15 protein-coding genes are annotated in these 17,436 nt (G+C 65.5%); 4 read left to right on the top strand and 11 right to left on the bottom strand.

Translation table 11 applies throughout. The annotated features are described in order from the left end of the window. Position 1 precedes the first annotated feature (1 nt). The 7 genes from AC4EEV_RS19025 to dinB all read right to left on the bottom strand — a co-directional run bounded on the left by AC4EEV_RS19025 (position 2) and on the right by dinB (position 8,045). A complete protein-coding gene (locus tag AC4EEV_RS19025) occupies positions 2–1,633 on the bottom strand; it encodes a UDP-N-acetylmuramoyl-L-alanyl-D-glutamate--2,6-diaminopimelate ligase (RefSeq protein ID WP_491329721.1) in 1,632 nt (543 codons plus the stop codon). A gap of 96 nt (positions 1,634–1,729) precedes the next feature. Beyond that, positions 1,730–3,535 carry a peptidoglycan D,D-transpeptidase FtsI family protein gene (locus AC4EEV_RS19020; protein WP_018763548.1) on the bottom strand — a complete coding sequence of 602 codons (1,806 nt, stop codon included), beginning with the start codon at positions 3,533–3,535 and terminating at the stop codon, positions 1,730–1,732. A gap of 47 nt (positions 3,536–3,582) precedes the next feature. Continuing rightward, a complete protein-coding gene (gene ftsL, locus AC4EEV_RS19015; protein ID WP_109864328.1) occupies positions 3,583–4,278 on the bottom strand; it encodes a cell division protein FtsL in 696 nt (231 codons plus the stop codon). After that, positions 4,275–5,267: a 16S rRNA (cytosine(1402)-N(4))-methyltransferase RsmH gene (gene rsmH / locus AC4EEV_RS19010; RefSeq protein WP_018763546.1), complete on the bottom strand. Its 993-nt coding sequence runs from the start codon at positions 5,265–5,267 to the stop codon at positions 4,275–4,277. Before rsmH ends, ftsL begins: the two co-directional genes overlap by 4 nt. A 165-nt stretch (positions 5,268–5,432) precedes the next feature. After that, positions 5,433–5,861, bottom strand: a complete 429-nt coding sequence (gene mraZ / locus AC4EEV_RS19005) for a division/cell wall cluster transcriptional repressor MraZ (RefSeq protein WP_018763545.1) — start codon at positions 5,859–5,861, stop codon at positions 5,433–5,435. A 332-nt stretch (positions 5,862–6,193) separates the two neighbouring features. Beyond that, positions 6,194–6,565 (bottom strand): SCO2097 family morphological protein, encoded by a 372-nt coding sequence (locus tag AC4EEV_RS19000; RefSeq protein ID WP_018763544.1) that lies wholly within the window; start codon positions 6,563–6,565, stop codon positions 6,194–6,196. Between the two features lie 247 nt (positions 6,566–6,812). Next, complete coding sequence (dinB, locus tag AC4EEV_RS18995) at positions 6,813–8,045, bottom strand: DNA polymerase IV (RefSeq protein WP_491329720.1); 1,233 nt, start codon at positions 8,043–8,045, stop codon at positions 6,813–6,815. A gap of 105 nt (positions 8,046–8,150) precedes the next feature. Between dinB and AC4EEV_RS18990 the strand changes: the two genes are divergently transcribed. Next, positions 8,151–8,675: a hypothetical protein gene (locus tag AC4EEV_RS18990; RefSeq protein ID WP_109864330.1), complete on the top strand. Its 525-nt coding sequence runs from the start codon at positions 8,151–8,153 to the stop codon at positions 8,673–8,675. Then, positions 8,672–9,766 (top strand): polyprenyl synthetase family protein, encoded by a 1,095-nt coding sequence (locus AC4EEV_RS18985; RefSeq protein ID WP_109864331.1) that lies wholly within the window; start codon positions 8,672–8,674, stop codon positions 9,764–9,766. Before AC4EEV_RS18990 ends, AC4EEV_RS18985 begins: the two co-directional genes overlap by 4 nt. A 9-nt stretch (positions 9,767–9,775) precedes the next feature. Here the strand turns inward: AC4EEV_RS18985 and AC4EEV_RS18980 are convergent, their stop codons facing one another. Continuing rightward, on the bottom strand, positions 9,776–10,129 hold the full coding sequence (locus tag AC4EEV_RS18980; protein ID WP_026265088.1) for an Rv2175c family DNA-binding protein: 354 nt from the start codon (positions 10,127–10,129) through the stop codon (positions 9,776–9,778). A gap of 33 nt (positions 10,130–10,162) precedes the next feature. Further along, positions 10,163–11,131 carry an IS481 family transposase gene (locus tag AC4EEV_RS18975; RefSeq protein ID WP_491329719.1) on the bottom strand — a complete coding sequence of 323 codons (969 nt, stop codon included), beginning with the start codon at positions 11,129–11,131 and terminating at the stop codon, positions 10,163–10,165. Positions 11,132–11,457: 326 nt separating this feature from the next. Here AC4EEV_RS18975 and AC4EEV_RS18970 point away from each other — a divergent pair, with 326 nt between their 5' ends. After that, positions 11,458–12,864 (top strand): LysM peptidoglycan-binding domain-containing protein, encoded by a 1,407-nt coding sequence (locus AC4EEV_RS18970; RefSeq protein ID WP_491329718.1) that lies wholly within the window; start codon positions 11,458–11,460, stop codon positions 12,862–12,864. Between the two features lie 108 nt (positions 12,865–12,972). Further along, on the top strand, positions 12,973–15,072 hold the full coding sequence (pknB, locus tag AC4EEV_RS18965; protein WP_491329717.1) for a Stk1 family PASTA domain-containing Ser/Thr kinase: 2,100 nt from the start codon (positions 12,973–12,975) through the stop codon (positions 15,070–15,072). Between the two features lie 35 nt (positions 15,073–15,107). Here the strand turns inward: pknB and AC4EEV_RS18960 are convergent, their stop codons facing one another. Continuing rightward, positions 15,108–16,502, bottom strand: a complete 1,395-nt coding sequence (locus tag AC4EEV_RS18960) for a class II 3-deoxy-7-phosphoheptulonate synthase (protein ID WP_018763537.1) — start codon at positions 16,500–16,502, stop codon at positions 15,108–15,110. A gap of 91 nt (positions 16,503–16,593) precedes the next feature. Beyond that, the gene (locus tag AC4EEV_RS18955) at positions 16,594–17,418 is read right to left on the bottom strand and encodes a lysophospholipid acyltransferase family protein (protein WP_018763536.1); all 825 of its coding nucleotides are present in this window, start codon (positions 17,416–17,418) and stop codon (positions 16,594–16,596) included. Between the last annotated feature and the right edge of the window lie 18 nt (positions 17,419–17,436).

Genomic DNA, 17,436 nt, shown 5'->3' with positions numbered 1-17,436 from the left:
TCTAGGACTCTATCCGGTCGTCATGGAGAACGTTGAATCCCCTGGCTGTCAAGGCGCTGCGGAGTTCCACCCGGTCGTCCAGGGCGAGGTTGACGCCTTTTACCTCCTGCCAGACCTCGTGGCCGCGGCCTGCGACAAGAAGGGTGTCCTGCGGGCGTGCGAGTTCTGCGGCTCGGCGGATGGCCTCCGCCCGCGGGAAGACTTCCAGCAGCTCTGTTTCAAGCGCTTCATTCTGCACGGCCTCCCGGGCCCCCGCCAGCACGTCCGCGCGGATGGCCGCGGCATCTTCGTCGTGCGGGTCGTCATCGGTGATGATCACGGTGTCAGCGAGTCGCGCGGCAATGGCGCCCATGGCCGGACGCTTGCCTTGGTCCCGCTGCCCCGTGGCGCCGAACACCACGATCAGCCGTGAGCCGGGCTCGGGTGAGCGGACCGCTTCCAGTGCCCGCGCCAGTGCGTCGGTGTTGTGGGCAAAGTCGACGACGGCGGCGGGCCGGTCGGAGACCAGCTGCATGCGGCCCGGGACTTCGACGGTAAAAGGGTCGGCACTGTCCAGTGCGGCTTGGAGGTCTGCGGCGTCCACGCCGGAGGCAAGGACCATCAGTGCGGCAAGGGCCGCGTTGGCAACGTTGAAGCTGCCCGGCAGCCCGGTGTGGAGGTTCAGGACGGCCCCTGCCGGCCCCGTGAGGGTGACGTCGGTTCCGAGCCCGCGCGGCGACGTCGATGTCACGCGCCAGTCGGCGGGCGTATGGCCGCCGGTGCTGAGCGTGGTGACCGGCATCTGGGCATCGCCGGCCAGCCGGCGGCCCCACTCGTCGTCGACCGTCACCACGGCCTTCCGGGCGCGCGCGGGGGTGAACAGGTCCGCCTTCGTGGCGAAGTAGCCGTCCATGGTTCCGTGCAGGTCCAGGTGGTCCTGGGTGAGGTTCGTGAATCCGGCGACGTCGAAGAGCAGCCCGTCCACCCGCTGGTAGGAGATGGCGTGGGAGGACACTTCCATGGCTGCGGCGTCGAGCCCGCGCTCATGCATGAGCGCCAGCAATCCGTGGACCTCGGGTGATTCAGGAGTGGTGAGGAGGCTGGGAACAGGTTCTCCCCCGGCCTGGATTTCGATGGTGCCGATCAGGCCCGCCTGCCGTCCAAGGGCCCGCAGGAGCGAGGTGATGAAGTAGGTGGTGGTGGTCTTCCCGTTGGTTCCGGTAACCCCAAAAAGCTGCAGCGGACGGCCAGCCGCGGACTGGCTCCGGTAGATCAACGCGGAGAGGGGCCCCACCTCGTTCCGCGGGCTGTCCACCACCAGCACCGGGACGGGCGTGTCCGCGGCAAGGGCAAGGAGCCGGGCGCCGGCGTCGTCTGTCAGCACTGCGGCCGCACCGGCTTCGATGGCGTCCGTGGCGAAGTCCGCGCCGTGCCGGCTTGCCCCGGGCAGTGCCACATACAGGTCGCCGGGCTCCACGGTGCGGGAGTTGATGGAGATGCCGCTGACCTGCACCTCGGCGGCCGGAGCGGGAACCGTTACTCCCAGGGCATTGCCGACGGCGGCCAGCGGAACGGGCGCTACGGCAGAAGGCCGGAAGCGGGCCGGGTTTTCATCCCGGGCAGCGTCGCCGCCGGGCGTCGTGAACTCTGACAAGGGGATCTCCGATGGTGCTAGTGCGTGCCCGCCATGGTTCGCGCCGGGCACTGTGATGCGCTGGATGCTGCTGGTGTTTCCAGCGTGGCGCAGCGGCTACTTCGCGTACTGGGGCAACCTGGCCGGCGCTCCGGTTGAAGGCTGTACGTTGTAGGTCCGCAGCGTCTGGCTCATGACGGACCGGAAGACCGGCCCGTTGGTGATGCCGTAGATGCTGCCCTTCGGCCGCTGGAGCACCACCTCCACAATAAACCGCGGATCATCCATCGGCGCCATTCCAACGATGGAGGCCGTGTAGCCGCAGTAGCCTGATTTGCCGTCGTCACACGGGGATTCCGACGTGCCGGTCTTGGCGCCCACCCGGTAGCCGTCGATACCGGCGTCCTTGATCTCGCCTTCTGTGACGGCGCTCTCCAGGATGTCCTTGACCTGCTGCGCGGTGCTTCCCGAAACCACCTGGCGCGAGGGTTGGGCCGGGACCTTCTCTTCCGTGCCGTCGGGGGAAATGTAGGAATCGATCAGCCGCGGCTGCAGCATGACACCGTTGTTGGCGATGCTCTGGTAGGCGCGGACGGTCTGGAGCGTGGACTGGGAAACGCCCTGTCCAAACAGGACGGTGTACTGCTGGCGTCCGTCCCACTGGTCAGCCGGCGACAGGATGCCCGCTGCCGTTGCGGGCAGTCCGATGTCGGGCGCTTCGCCGATGCCGAATTTCTTCAGCCAGTCGTAGCGCTGTTCCTTGCTGAGCCGCTGGCCGGCCATGACGGTTCCGGTGTTCATGGAATACCCGATGATGCCGGCCAGGGTCCGTTCCTCTGTCCCGTGGGTGAAGGCGTCACTGAAGGTCTGGCCGTCCACGGTGTACGTCGGCGGAATGGTGAACTTGTCCAGCGGGCTTGCCAGCCCTTCATCGATGACCGCCGCCGCGGTCATCATCTTTTCCACTGATCCGGGCTCGTAGGCCGCGGTCACTGAACGTGTGCCGCGGTCCTTCGCGGCCACCAGCCCCGGGTTATTGGGATCGGGTGCGTTGGTGTCCGCCAGGGCAAGGAGGTTGCCGGTTTTGGCATCCATCACGATGATGACGCCCCATTCGGCACTGAGCTTGTCCGCTTGGCTCTGGATGGCCTGCTGGGCGAAGTACTGGAGGTCGGAGTTGAGGGTGAGCTTGACGTCCTTGCCATTCTGGGGCGGTGTCAGCTGGTCGAGGCCCACGGGGATGCGCAGTCCGTCCGCGCCGATCTCGAACAGCCGCTTGCCGTCCGTGCCCTTCAGCTTGTCGTCCTGTGTCTGCTCGATGCCGGCCTGGCCGGTGGTGCCGTCCTGCAGGAATCCCACCACGCCGCCCGCAACCGCGCCGTTGGGGTAGACGCGCTTGCTGACGCCCTCGGCAACAATGCCCGGGACCTGGAGCTTGGAGATGCGGTCCTCGACGTCGGGTTTCACGTCCTTGGCCACGATGTAATAGGGCTGCTGGCCGGTCACGGCGTCCCGGACAGCGGCGGTGTCCATTCCGAGGGCTGCAGCGAGTTCCGAAATTGCCTGGTCGCGGCTGATGTCCACCAGTTTGTCGTGGCCGTCAGCCTGCGGTTCGTACCGCTTGTAGGAGTCTGTCTTGGTGTTGACGCGCTGGTCCACCACGATGTTGTAGCGGATCACGCTGTTGGCGAGCACGGTGCCGCGGGAGTCCAGGATGCTGCCGCGTTCGGCCGGCAGGATCGCCGAGGTCATCCGGCTGTTCAGGGCTGCTTCCGCCATGCCGCCGACGTCGAGTCCCTGGACCAGGAACAACTTCCCGCCCACCACCAGCAGGAGGGTGAGCATGATTCCCAGCCCCAGGCGCAAGCGCTTCGTGGCGTTGGGTGCCTTGCCTTTTCCGGCTTTGCCGGTCGTTTGCGCCACCGTGATATTCCTTGCTGTTCGACCTGCTGCTTGTCCTGCCTGGCGACTTACTGTCCGGGGACCTTCTGCTGCGGCGCCGGGATGGAGCCGCCGTGCAGTTCAGGCGCCGGAGCCGCGGCAGCGGCCGCTGCTGCGGCCTGCGCGGCGGCTTGTGCCTGTGCCGCGGCCTGGGCCGCCTCCGCTGCCGGGGCCGAGGACGTCCTGCCGGCGTCCGGCGGCGTCGCCTTGCCTGCCGTTGCGTCATTGGCCGCCGGGGGCACGATGAGCTGGCCCGCCACAGCCGGCGACGGGATGACTGCCCCTGCCGGTGCGCCCTTGACCGCGGGCGTCGCCTTTCCGGTCACGGACAATGTGGACAAGTCGATCTGGCCTTTGACCGTGGAGGCCACCATGCCCAGTTCAGTTGCCTTGGCGGCCAGGTTCTGCGGTGCCTCGAAGTTCTGCACCTGCTGGGTGAGGTCCTGGTTTGCCTTGGTCAAGGAGCTCTGTTTGGCCCGGAGCTCAACGAGCTGGTACTGGGCCGTGGAGACCGAAATGTTAAGGACGAGCACTGCCACCAGCGCGACGGCCAGCATGGCGAAGCACATCACGACGAACGGGGCCCGGCGCTTGCGCGGGGCCGTGCGGACCACGGAGAGCGGGGTCCGTCCCTTGCGAACTTCGTCAGGCCGGCCCGCGGGCCTGCTGGCGGGCGCCGAGCTGCCGGAAACGACGGGAAAGTTCTTGACGGCGGCGGTGCTCATGCAGCTCTCCTGGCTCTGATTCGTTCTGCGGCACGAAGCCTGGCGGAGGCAGCGCGCGGGTTTTCGGCGATTTCGACGGCGGTGGGCACCTCGGTGCCCTTGGTGAGGGTTTTCAGCTCGGGCTTGTGCTCTTCCAGCTCCACCGGGAAGCCGAGGGGAGCCGATGACTTGGACCGCGCCTGGAACACGCCCTTGACGATCTTGTCTTCCAGGGAGTGGTAGGACATCACCACGATGCGCCCGCCCATGGCCAGGGAGTCGACGGCGGCAGGTACGGCCCGTTCCAGGACGTCCAGTTCCTCGTTGACCTCGATCCGCAACGCCTGGAACGTCCGCTTGGCGGGATGTCCGCCCGACTTCGCGGCCGAGGCAGGGACAACCGAGCGGATCTGTTCCACGAGCTCGCCGGTGGTGGTGAACTCCTTGACGGCGCGGGCGGCGACAATCCGGTTTGCTATGCGTCCTGCAAACTTTTCCTCGCCCCATTTGCGGATGATCCTGACCAGGTCCGCTTCGCTGTAGGTGTTAACAACATCCGCCGCCGTTTGGCCCCGGCTGGTGTCCATCCGCATGTCCAGGGGTGCGTCGAAGGAGTACGCGAAGCCGCGCTCACGCTCATCCAGCTGCAGGGAGGAGACCCCCAGGTCCATGAGGATCCCGTGTACTTCGGCTACGCCGAGGTCTGCCAGCACCTCCGGGATTTCGTCATAGACGGCGTGGACGAGGTCGGTGCGCGCCGCAAAAGGCGCCAGCCGCTCCCCCGCGAGGGCCAGCGCTTCTTCGTCGCGGTCGATCCCGATGAGGTGGAGGTCGGGAAACCGCTGGAGCATCGCCTCTGAGTGACCGCCCATGCCCAGGGTCGCGTCGACGGCTATAGGAGTCTGGCCCCGCAGCCTCGCAGCTTCAAATCCCGGTGCCAACAAATTGATGCACCGGTCCCGAAGGACCGGCACATGGCGTTCGGACGTGGGCTTCGGTTCATCTGTCATGCCTGGTCCTTTCCCGCCGTCGTTGTCACCTTCTGCTTCTGGGACCAGATCCCCATCCGCGCCTACCGTCCTGCCCGCCTGGCTCAGGGGAAGTTGAGCCAGGTTGGCAGCCGATGGGCCGGCTGGAGATCTCATCCAAGAAGCCACCTGCTGCCCGTTCCGGATTCAGAGAATGCCAGGAATGGGATCGTCAGTTTCGGAGAAGGCGGTTTCCTTCTCCGCAAGGTATTCATTCCAAGCCTGGGCGTCCCAGATCTCGGCGCGGGTACCGGCGCCGATCACGGCAAGTTCCCTTCCGAGTCCTGCATACTCCCGGAGCGCTGGTGGAATGGTCACGCGCCCCTGCTTGTCAGGTACCTCGTCCGAGGCTCCAGAGAGAAAAACGCGGATGTAGTCACGTGCTTGCTTGGAGGAGATTGGCGCCTCCCGCATCTGCTCGTGGACCCGTGCAAATTCCTTCTCGCTGAAGACGTAGATGCAACGTTCCTGGCCCCTTGTGAGCACCAGCCCGCTGGCAAGCTCCTCCCGGAACTTTGCGGGGAGAATGATCCGTCCCTTTTCATCCAGACGTGGCGAGTGAGTGCCCAAAAACACTGGCCCACCGCCTGTCCGCCGTCAGGAACTGCACATCCCCTGTGTTGCAACCACCCTCTTATGTCCTCCACATTACTCCACTTTCCACCACAGTCAACGCAAAACGGCCTTTCCAGCGCGGCGTTTATGGGATGTCACCCCTGAAAAGATGCGGAAAATGCCCTGGTGGTGGAAAGTGGAGGACTTTTACCCAAAACCGGCCCACTCGGGACCATGAGGCGGCCACCCGCCGGTTAAACAAGGAAAGGCCCGCCGAAGCGGGCCTTTACGTGCGATTCCCCGACGTCAGGGGAGCGAAATGGAGGGGCGGGGCGGCTTAGCCGGGAGGCCGCTCAGGACTCTCCCCTGCGGCGCTCGTCCCATCGTTCCTCGAGGCTGCTCATGAAGGAACTCCGGGGCTTGCCGGCCTTTCCCGTTCCGGCCTTGGAACCAGGGCGGCCCCGGGAACTGCGCATGGTGGCAAAATATACTCCGCCGCCCATGACCACAAAGCCCAGGACGCCGACGAAAATGTTCTGCAGGGTTACGCCAACCAGTAACAGGAAGACGCCGGCAAGCGCGCACAGGACTCCGATGACCACGTGCCTCGTGGACCATGACCGCCCGGGGTCCGAACCCATCGAGTTCGCGAACTTCGGATCGTCCTCGTGAAGCTGCTTCTCAAGCTGCTCAAGCAGCTTCTGTTCGTGCTCCGACAGCGGCATCACGACCTCCTTTTGTAGGCCAACGTCCGGGCTGATCCCAGCCACTACTTCTGACCCCTAGAACGTCTGCTGTAGCTGGAAAGTTCCCGTCCGGCCGGCGGCGGCCAAGACGGGAACCTTACATGCAGTCGCGGGGGCGGGAGCATGTCCAAGAGGGTCCGGCAGTAAGTCCATTCACTCGAAAACTATGTATATCCAAGGATAGATTGTTGAGGCCTGATCTGAAAGACGGCAATGACTTCGGCGGTCAGGCCGGACCTGCCGCTCCGTCCCCTGAAGGGATGTCCGGCTCCATCAGGCGTGCGGGCAGGACAGACTTGCTGCCAAACCTGCGCGTTACCTCGTCCAGCGCCTGCTCGGCGGCCCGCCAGTTCTCATCCCTGCGGTCGATGCTCAGCTGCAGCGAGGTCCGCGCCGCTTCCTCAAGCTGTTCGGCCCGGACCCCCACGAGCCGCACGGTCATTGCCCTGGTTCCAAGGGACTCCAACAGCTGGAGTACCACCGCATAGATCAGCTGGGCGCTGTCGACCGGGGTGTGGACCGTCCTGCTGCGGGTGATGGTGGAGAAGTCTGCAAACCGGAGCTTCAAGGCTACGGTCCGCGCCACCATGCCCGAGCTGCGCAGCCGCGTCGCCGTCCGGTGGGACAGCCGGAGCAGTTCCCGCCTCAGGAGCGCGTCGTCGGCCGTATCCACGGCGAACGTCTCTTCCGCCCCGATGCTCTTTTCCAGCCGCACCGGGGTCACGGGACGGGGGTCAATGCCCCAGGCGAGCTGGTGCACGTGTTCCCCGGCGGCGCCGAGGACCTTCTTTAGCGAGGAGACCGGGGTTGCCGCGACGTCGGCCACGGTCTTGATGCCCATGTTCGCCAGCGCCTCACCCGTCTTGGCGCCGACGCCCCACAGTGCGCCAACCGGGAGGCTGTGGAGGTACGGAACGGTTTCGTCGGGCCCAATCATCAGGAGCCCGTCGGGCTTGCACCGGGTGGAGGCGATCTTGGCCACGAACTTCGTTTCCGCTATCCCCACCGAGGCGGTGATCCCCAGCTCCGAGGCCACCCTGCGCCGGATCAGCTCCCCGATCCCCCGGGGCGGCCCCAGCCGGCGCAGCGCACCGGTGACGTCAAGGAAGGCTTCGTCAACACTCAACGGCTCCACGAGCCCGGTGATGGATTCGAAAATCGCCATCAGCTGCCCGGAGACCTCGTAGTAGAGCTTGTGCCGGGGTTCAATCACCACGGCCTGCGGGCACATCCGCATCGCCACGGCCATGGGCATCGCAGACTTCACTCCAAAAGCCCGGGCTTCATAGGAACCCGACAGGACCACGGACCGTTCCCCCGGGAACCCAACGATCACGGGCTTGCCGCGGAGTTCGGGGCGGGTACGGAGTTCGACAGAGACAAAGAAGGCATCCATGTCCACATGCATGATGCAGGAACGCCGGCGGCCCGGAAGGGGCGCGGCGGCTGGCTGGTTCATACCTGCGGGCACCACGGCTGCAATCCTATCGGTTTGCGCCGCCCCCTCCGGAGGCTGGCTAAACTGGAGGCTGATTCCGCCCACAACACCAGGAGGAAAGTCTCTGTGACGGTTATTGGAAACTTCAAGCCAGCTGGCCTGGCCGCGCTTGCCGCCGTCGGGGTCCTCGCCCTTGCCGCGTGCAGCCAAGCCCCGTCAGGCCAGGCAGAGTCCTCCCAGACCGCTTCCATTGCCGCCACGCAGTCCACCCTCACGGCCTCGCCCAGCCCGTCGGCATCCCCCAACACGTCGGCAACGGTCGGCGCCGTCGTCGAAGGATTTCCCCAGCAGCTTCTTCCCCTGATGACCGGGGCCACGGTGGTGTCCAGCAGCTTTGACAAGGCATCCACCCCGGCAGCGGCCGCACTGGTGGGCACGGTATCGGCTCCCACCAGCGCCGTCATCGACTTCTACACCAAGGCCCTCGAAGGCCAGGGCTTCAAGGCGGTGCCGGGCGATACCGTGGGCGGGGTTGCTTCCAAGGACTTCGTCCGTGGCGACAATGAGACCGTGAACCTCGCGGTGGTGGAGGCTTCCGGCGTTTCCACGTTCACGATCGGCGCGAACGTCGCAGCTGAGTCGGCCAAGTGACGGCCGCGGAGCAGCTGAGGAATGAACAGGCAGACTTCGTGGCGGGAGTGGCCGGCGAACTGACCGGCTTCCTGACCCAGCGACAGTCCATCATGTCCGGCATCTCGCCGGACATCGAGCCCATCATGGGCTCCATCTCGAACCTGGTCACCGGCGGCAAGCGCCTGCGGGCGCTCATGTGCTACTGGGGCTGGCGCGGCGCCGGCGGGGAGGCCGGAGCCAGCCAGGTTGTGACGGCAGGTGCCGCCCTTGAACTGTTCCAGGCCGCTGCCCTGATCCACGATGACATCATCGACCGTTCGGACACCCGGCGTGGCGGTCCCAGCGTGCACCGGCGTTTCAGCCAGCTGCATACCGCGCAGGGCTGGGCCCTGGACGGCGAACGCTTCGGCCAGGCAGCAGCCATCCTTGCCGGCGACCTTTGCCTGTCCTTCAGCGAGGAAGCGTTCACCGACATCGGCGAGCGTGCAGCCTCAGGCAGCAGGGCACGGCTGATCTTCAACCTCATGCGCGCCGAGGTAATGGCCGGACAGTACCTGGACATCCTAGAGGAAGTGGCAGGGCCAGTCCGGGACCGCGCCGGAGCGGTCGGCAGGGCCCAGTCCATCATCCGGTTCAAGAGCGCCAAGTACTCCACCGAACATCCGCTGGCACTGGGCGGAGCCTTGGCTGGAGCGTCCAACGAGCTGCTCCGCGGCTACTCGGCGTTCGCCCTGCCGCTCGGCGAAGCATTCCAGCTCCGCGACGACGTCCTGGGGGTATTCGGCGATCCGCTGACCACGGGCAAGCCCGCGGGGGACGATTTAAGGGAGGGCAAGCGCACGGTCCTGGTGGCACTGGCCCTGGACCAGGCATCACCCGCGGAGTCGGCCTTTATCGACGCCAGCCTCGGCAGCCCCGATCTTTCCGAGGCGGACATCCTCGACATCAGGCGGATCATCGAGGATTCCGGCGCGCTGCAGGCTACGGAGGTCCTGATCGGGGAATTCGGTGCCGCGGCATTTGATGCCCTCGAGGAACTCGAACTGGAAGACCTGCCCAAGACCGCCCTGCGGAGGCTGGCTGAAGCAACCGTCAGCCGAGCCTCCTAAAGCGGCAATTTACCAGGCGAGAGTTTGGGCCCTGCGCCTGATTTCCGTCTTGCGACCTTCCCGCAATGCATCAATAGGGCGGCCGCGCAATGATTCATCGGCGGTAAACAGCCACACAATGAGGTCTTCATCCGAATAACCTGCATCGGAGAGCACCACAATGGTGCCTTTGAGGCTGTCCACTACCTGGCCATCCTGGATGAATTCTGCGGGAACCGAACGGATCTTCCGCTCCCCAACCCGCACCGCGGCCAAAGCATGGTCGTCAATCAGGCCATGGACCTTCGTGACGGAAACATCCAACAAACGTGCGACGTCGGGCAGCGGCAACCACTCGCCCACCAGGTTTTCTACATTACTCACGGACCAAGGTTGCCACGCTGCGTACCTTGTCGCCTAGTTGTATTGACCTGAGAGGTTGATGACGCGGCTGGCCGGTGTCTTACCTTTGAGTGCAGTGTGGGCTCGATGGTGATTGTAAGCATGGAGCCAGTCGGGGAAAGCAGCAACTCGCTCGGCTTCTGAGCGGTAGGGGCGGATGTAGGCCCATTCCTCAAGCATGGTGCGGTTGAACCGTTCGACTTTGCCGTTGGTTTGTGGTCTGTAGGGGCGGGTGCGTTTGTGTTTGATATTCGGACCCAGCGCTTCGGCGAAAGCATAGGACCGGTAGCAGTTCCCGTTGTCAGTCAGAACACGTTGGACGGTAACTCCGTGTTCTTTGAACCAGGCGTTTGCCCGCACCCAGAAGCCTGCTGCCGTTTCCTTGGTTTCGTCAGTGAGGATCTCGGTGTAAGCCAGTCGTGAGTGGTCATCCACGGCATTGTGGAGGTAGTGGTAGCCGGGCCGGCGGTTGGCCTTGGTGCCGGTCTTGTTCTTCCAACCAGCGGTCCTGCCCACAACTCGATGTCCGCCGCCATCGGGGATCCGGCCCAGCTTCTTGATGTCCACGTGGACCAAATCCCCCGGCCTGTCGTGTTCATAGCGGCGGATCACTCGTCCTGTGCCGCGATCGAGCCAGGTTAGTTTCGCCAGCCGGTAGCGGGACAGTACCCGGTGGACGGTCGAGGGGTGCAGACCCAGCAGATAGCCGATCCTGGCAGGGCCCCACCGGCGGTTCACACGCACGGCGATGATCCTCCGTTCGGTACGCGTAGCAGTCCTGCGGGGCGAGGAATGTGGCCGACTCGAACGGTCCACCATTCCTTCGGGTCCCTCCTGGCGATAGCGCTTCGCCCAACGTTCAGCAGTCGGGACCGAAACCTGAAACCGCTCCGCGGCACGGCGTAGGCTCCAGCACTGATCAACAACACACTGCGCGAGCTGCAACCGGCCACGAGGAGTGAGGAAAGCATTAGGGTGGGACACGAAGACCTCCGTGTGTGGAAAAAGGACTCTAGACAAGCCCCACTCCACCCGGAGGTCTTCTTCATGTCACCAAACCACGCCGGGCGTCACTAACGTCCGTGGTCAATACACCTAGTCGGGGCAATTCATTTGCCTGGCCGCCCCGGGACACTCCATGAAAGTGGCCATTCCGGGCATTCTCCGGCTTCTTGTGCTAATCGCAAATTCGTGAGAGATTCACTTTGATCACAGTTGTAACACGAATAACTTAAGTCACAGTAGTATCAAGATTGACAGCGGCATCCCCGCCCGCGTCCGCGCCCGCAGTTGAGAAGAGGATTCTTTCCATGTCGATGTCCCGCTCGCCCAAGCAGCCCCCCAAGCCGAGCCTGCCGATGATTGCCGCCACCACCGCGGCACTGCCAGCGGTTGTCCTGTCATCCTTGGCCCTTGCCCAACCCGCAGCGGCAGCGCAGCCGGTACGCACCATTCCCAGCAGCCTTGCAGCGGCCATGAAAGCCCAGGCAGCTGCCCAGGTTTCCGGCGCGGTCATCCCCGCCTCTTCTGTCTCCACCACCATTCCGGCCACCCTGCAGCCCGCACAGCCGGCGCCCCCTGCGGAGTACACCATCGTCCGGGGCGACACCGTGAGCGCGATCGCCGGCCGCTTCGGACTGGACACAGGGGAAATCCTCAAGCTGAACAACCTCCAGCCGAACACCATCATTTACCCCGGCCAGAAGATCAAACTGTCCGGCTCGGCAGCACCGGCAGCCCCCTCGCCGGCTCCGGCAGCGCAGGCTCCGGCAGCACCGGCAGCCCCGGGCGGCGCAACCTATACGGTGAAGCCTGGAGACACCTTGGGTGCCATTGCCGCGCGGCACAATGTGGGCCTCTCCGACGTCTTTGCCTGGAACAACCTGTCGATGCGCTCCATCATCTACCCGGGCCAGAAGATCAAGGTCAGCGCCGGAAACGCCGCTCCCGCCCCTGCTGCACCGGCACCGGCGGCTCCGGCCCCGGCTGCTCCTGCACCCGCCTTGGCCGTCACGTCCGCTCCGGCCTCCGGTTCCTACACGATCAAGGCCGGTGACACCCTCTCAGCCATTGCCTCCCGGCACGGGGTCAAGTTGTCGGACCTGCTCTCCGCGAACCAGTTGAGCATGACCACCGTCATCTACCCCGGCAGCAAACTGGTCATCCCCGGCGGCGCCGGACAGGCAAGCCCGCAGCCCGCCCCCGCAGCCCCGCAGCCTGCCCCCGCTCCCCTGGTCCCCAGCACCTTCCTCGGCTTCAGCTACCCGGCAGCGGTCGTGAGTTCGGCCAACGAGAACAAAGCCCTCCTCAACGCGTCCCCCGTCCCTTCGAGGGATGAAATGAAGAACATCGTGGCGGATACCGCCCGTCGAATGGGCGTGGATACTTCGCTGGCCCTCGCCTTTGCCTACCAGGAGTCAGGCTTCAACCAGCGGGCCGTGTCACCGGCGAACGCGATCGGAACCATGCAGGTCATTCCCAGCTCCGGGCAGTGGGCATCCGACTTGGTCGGGCGCAAGCTGAACCTGCTCGACCCTTACGACAACGCGACGGCAGGCATCGCCATCCTTCGCCAGTTGCTGGCAACCAGCAAGGACCAGGACACGGCCATCGCCGGGTACTACCAAGGCCAGTACTCGGTGAGCAAGTACGGAATGTACGACGACACCAAGGCCTACGTAGCCGCTATCAAGGCAAACCAGAAAAACTACAGCTGAGCCCCCGGGCATCACCGGCTCCGGATGAAACACCGCGGGTCCGAACCGTTACCGGTTCGGACCCGCTTCCGTTTCGGATGCCTTTTGCCGCGGGATTAGGATCGTAAGGTGCAGGAACACGTGACAGACCCCCTTGCAGGGACACTGGTGGACAACCGCTACGCAGTGGCCTCCAGACTCGCCCGCGGCGGAATGTCCACCGTCTACCTGGCCGTCGACCAGAGGCTGGACCGCGAAGTGGCGCTCAAGGTGCTCCACCCGCACCTCGCCGCCGACGAAAGCTTCCTTGGCAGGCTTGGCCGCGAAGCGAAGGCCGCCGCGCGCCTCTCGCACCCGCACGTGGTGGGTGTCCTGGACCAGGGCAACGACGGCAACACCGCCTACCTCGTCATGGAGTACATCAAGGGCCACACGCTTCGGGACGTCCTCAGGGAACGGGGCGCCCTCTCGCCGCGGCTGGCGCTGGCCCTGATCGACCCCGTGGTGGAGGGCCTGGGAGCCGCGCACGCAGCAGGCTTCATCCACCGGGACGTCAAGCCGGAGAATGTCCTGATCGCCGATGACGGCAGGATAAAGATTGGCGATTTCGGCCTGGCCCGCGCGGTCACCAGTTCCACCAGCACCGGTGCGCTGATCGGCACCGTCGCCTATATCTCCCCCGAGCTGGTCCTGGGCCAACAGGCGGACGAGCGCAGCGATGTCTATTCCGTGGGCATCATGTTGTACGAAATGCTGACGGGGCGGCAGCCGTTCGAGGGTGACGTCCCCATCCAGGTCGCCTACCAGCATGTCAACGGAACGGTCGGGCCGCCGTCGGCCTTGGTTCCCGGCCTCGCAGCGGAAGTCGATGAGCTGGTGCAGTGGTGCACCGCCAATGATCCGGAAAACCGGCCGGTCGACGGCAATGCGCTGCTCCAGGAGCTGCGCCACATCCGGACCAACCTCATGGATGCCGAACTTGACCTGCAGCCGCCCGCAGCTGCAGCAGCAACGGCCCAGCACCAGACCGAGATCCTTGCCCGCGCCAGCAATCCCACAACGCTGATGCCCCCCGCACGGCCGGCTGCCCCCGGCTATCCCCCCGGACGGCAACCGTTGCAGCACAACAGCACGGACGGCGGGGCTGCTACGGAAGCCCTGATGTTCCACTCCCGGCGGCCGGACCTCGCACTTCCCGACGACGCCGACGACGCCGACGACGCCTGGACTGCGCCGCCGCCCCGGCTCAGCAAGCGGGCGCAGCGCCGGTCGGACAGGGAGGACGAAAAGGTCCGCGCGCGGGCGGCCGCCACTCCGGCGCGGACACTCCGTGAAGGCAACCCCCGCCGGCGCGGCATCCTGTGGATTGTCGTGCTTATTGTTGCCGCCCTGCTGGCCACGGGCGCCGGATGGTTTTTCGGCATGGGACCAGGCGCCGCGGCCGAGGTGCCGGCCGTCGCCAATAAAACGGTGGCGCAGGCCCAGCAGCTGCTCAACGGGGTGGGTTTCCATTCCACCACCAGCGATGTCTTCGATGACCAGGTGCCCACCGGGCTGGTGGTGGGCAGCGATCCGTCCGCCGGAACGGAGATCCGGAAATTCCAACCGGTCTCCCTGCTGGTCTCGAAGGGACCGCAGCTCTTCCCCCTGCCCAAACTCACGGGCGCAACCCTGACGGACGCGAAGAACGCCCTCAACGCAGCCCAAATGGCGCTGGGCCCGGTCAACGAACAGTATGACGACCAAACCGCGGCCGGCACGGTGCTCTCGCAAAATCCGGCGGCCGGCACTCCCGCCCGGCACGGCACGCCTGTGGAGATGGTGGTATCCAAGGGACCGCAGCCGATCCCCGTTCCCTCCGTCGTGGGCAAAGCCAAGGACGACGCCGTCGCCGCAATTAAGGCCGCGGGGCTCACTGCCGACACATCACCCGATGCGGTGTTCGACAAATCCGTTCCCGAGGGCGCCGTGGTCAGCCAGACTCCGGCTACCGGGACACTGACCCGCGGCGGGACGGTCACCCTGACCCTTTCCAAGGGGCCAAAGATGGTGGATGTCCCCAGCTTCATCGGCAAGCAGGCTGCAGACGCGCGGAAGGCCTTGGAAGCGCTGGGCTTCCAGGTCCGGGTCAACAACATCCTCGGCGGCTTCTTCGGCACCGTCCGGGACCAGGAACCGGTTAACCGGAAGGTCCCGGAGGGTTCCGTCATCACCATCACCGTGGTGTAGGAGGTTGGGGCCGGCAGTGCCGGCCCCAACCTGGCCTAGTTCTTGGCGAGCGCCCCGGCGACGAGGAACGCCATTTCCAGCGACTGCATATGGTTCAGGCGGGGATCGCACACGGATTCATAGCGGTCCAGGAAGGCATCCTGGTCGATCGGGTCCGCGCCGCCCAGGCACTCGGCCACATCGTCGCCGGTCATCTCCACGTGCAGGCCGCCCGGTACCGTGCCCAACCCGTGGTGCACTTCGAAGAAGCCGCGCACTTCGTCGATGACGTCGTCGAAATTGCGCGTCTTGTAGCCGTTGGGCGACGTGACGGTGTTGCCGTGCATGGGGTCGGTGACCCACAGCACCTGGGCACCGGACGCTGTGACCTTCTCGACGACGGCAGGCAGCTTCTCGCGGATGTTGCCGGCACCCATGCGGGTGATGAAGGTCAGGCGGCCGGGCTCGCGGTCAGGGTCCAGCTTGTCGATCAGGCGCAGGGCGTCATCACCGGTGGTGGACGGGCCGAGCTTGACCCCGATGGGGTTGCGCACCCGCGAGAGGAAGTCGACGTGTGCGTGGTCCAGTTCCCGGGTGCGCTCCCCGATCCACAAGAAGTGGGCCGAGGTGTCGTAGGGGAAACCGGTGCGGGAGTCGATGCGCGTCAGGGCGCGCTCGTAATCAAGCAGCAATGCCTCGTGGCTGGCGAAGAACTCCACCCGCTTGAGGGCTTCGAAGTCGGCGCCGCAGGAGTCCATGAATTTGATGGCGCGGTCGATGTCCCGGGCCAGTGACTCGTAGCGCGCGTGGGCCGGGTTTTCGGTGAACCCCTTGTTCCACTGGTGTACCGAGCGGAGGTCCGCGAATCCACCCTGGGTGAAGGCCCGGATGAGGTTCAGGGTGGACGCCGAGGTGTGGTAGGCGCGGAGCATCCTGGCGGCGTCATGGCCGCGGGACTCAGGCGTGAAATCGTAGCCGTTGACAATGTCGCCGCGGTAGGCGGGAAGCGTGACGCCGTCGCGGGTTTCGTCGTTTGAGGAACGGGGCTTGGCGAACTGGCCCGCCATCCTGCCCATCTTGATGACCGGCATTGCCGCCCCGTACGTGAGCACCACCGCCATCTGCAGAATGGTCTTGACGCGGGCGCTGATCTTGTCCGCCGTGGCGGCCTCGAACGTTTCGGCGCAGTCGCCGCCCTGCAGCAGGAAAGCCTTGCCCTGGGCCGCGGCGGCGAGCCGCTCGCGCAGCACGTCCACTTCACCGGCGAAAACCAGCGGGGGGAGGACGGAAAGTTCCTTTACCGAGGCCTCGAAGACGCCGCGGTCCTGCCAGCTGGGCTGCTGCGAGATGGGAAGGTCCCGCCAGTTGTCGAGTCCGGGATAGTTGGCCGCCCCGCTCTGGGCGGTACTGGACAGCGAAAAGGCAGGTTTTGCGGATAGCTCAGTCACCATCTAAGACTAGCGTCCGGGCGGGACCGGCGGGCACAGCGTCGTCACTCAGCCCGGCACCGGCGTCATAACAGCACAGGAAAGCCCAGTGCTGTTACCTGGCGGCGGATGTCCCGGCGTCGTCCTCCGGGGCCGGAGTGCCTTCCGCCGGGGCCTTCGGGCCGCTGCCCTGGACGAACTCGCCGTCGGCGGCGACCGGCGCGGCCAGTGGCTCGGCTGCCGCCTGAGGTTTCACGGGCTTGCCGGCAAGCCGCAGCTTGACCACGGCGGCGTACTCGTCCACGTACTCCTGGCCGGACAGCCGCATCAGGTTGGTCATGATCTCGTCGGTGACAAGCCGCTGCACGGTGCGGTCTTCCGCCTGGTCGCGGTATTGGCTGAAATCCAGCGGCTCGCCGAAGATCATGCCGATCCTGCGGATGTTGGGCAGCCGCTTGCCGATGGGCTGGACTTTGTCGGTGCCGATCATGGCCACCGGAATGACGGGAACTCCCGCCTGCAGCGCCAGCCGGGCCACACCCACTTTCCCGCGGTACAACCGGGCGTCCGGGCTGCGCGTGCCCTCGGGGTAGATGCCCAGCAGGCCGCCGGAGGTGAGCACGTCCATCCCGGCGTTCAGGGACGCCGCCGAGGCCGCACCGCCGGACCGGTCCATGGGCAGCTGGTTGGTCAGGCGGAAGAACGCCGCCGTCAACCTGCCCTTGATCCCGGTTCCCGTGAAGTATTCCGACTTTGCCAGGAACACCACCGGGCGGCGGACCATGAGCGGCATGAAGATGGAATCCGAGAATGACAGGTGGTTGGAGGCGATAATGGCGGCCCCCTGCGCAGGGATGTTGTCCAGGCCCTTGACCCACGGCCGGAAAAGCATCTTGATCACCGGACCGAGGAAGATCCTTTTCATGACCCAATAGAACACGTGGCGAACCTCTCCGGA

It is taken from the genome of Pseudarthrobacter sp. MOO14 (assembly GCF_058267675.1).
The sequence above is the reverse complement of the archived record's forward strand: the minus strand, read 5'-3'. Positions and strand labels throughout refer to the sequence as shown.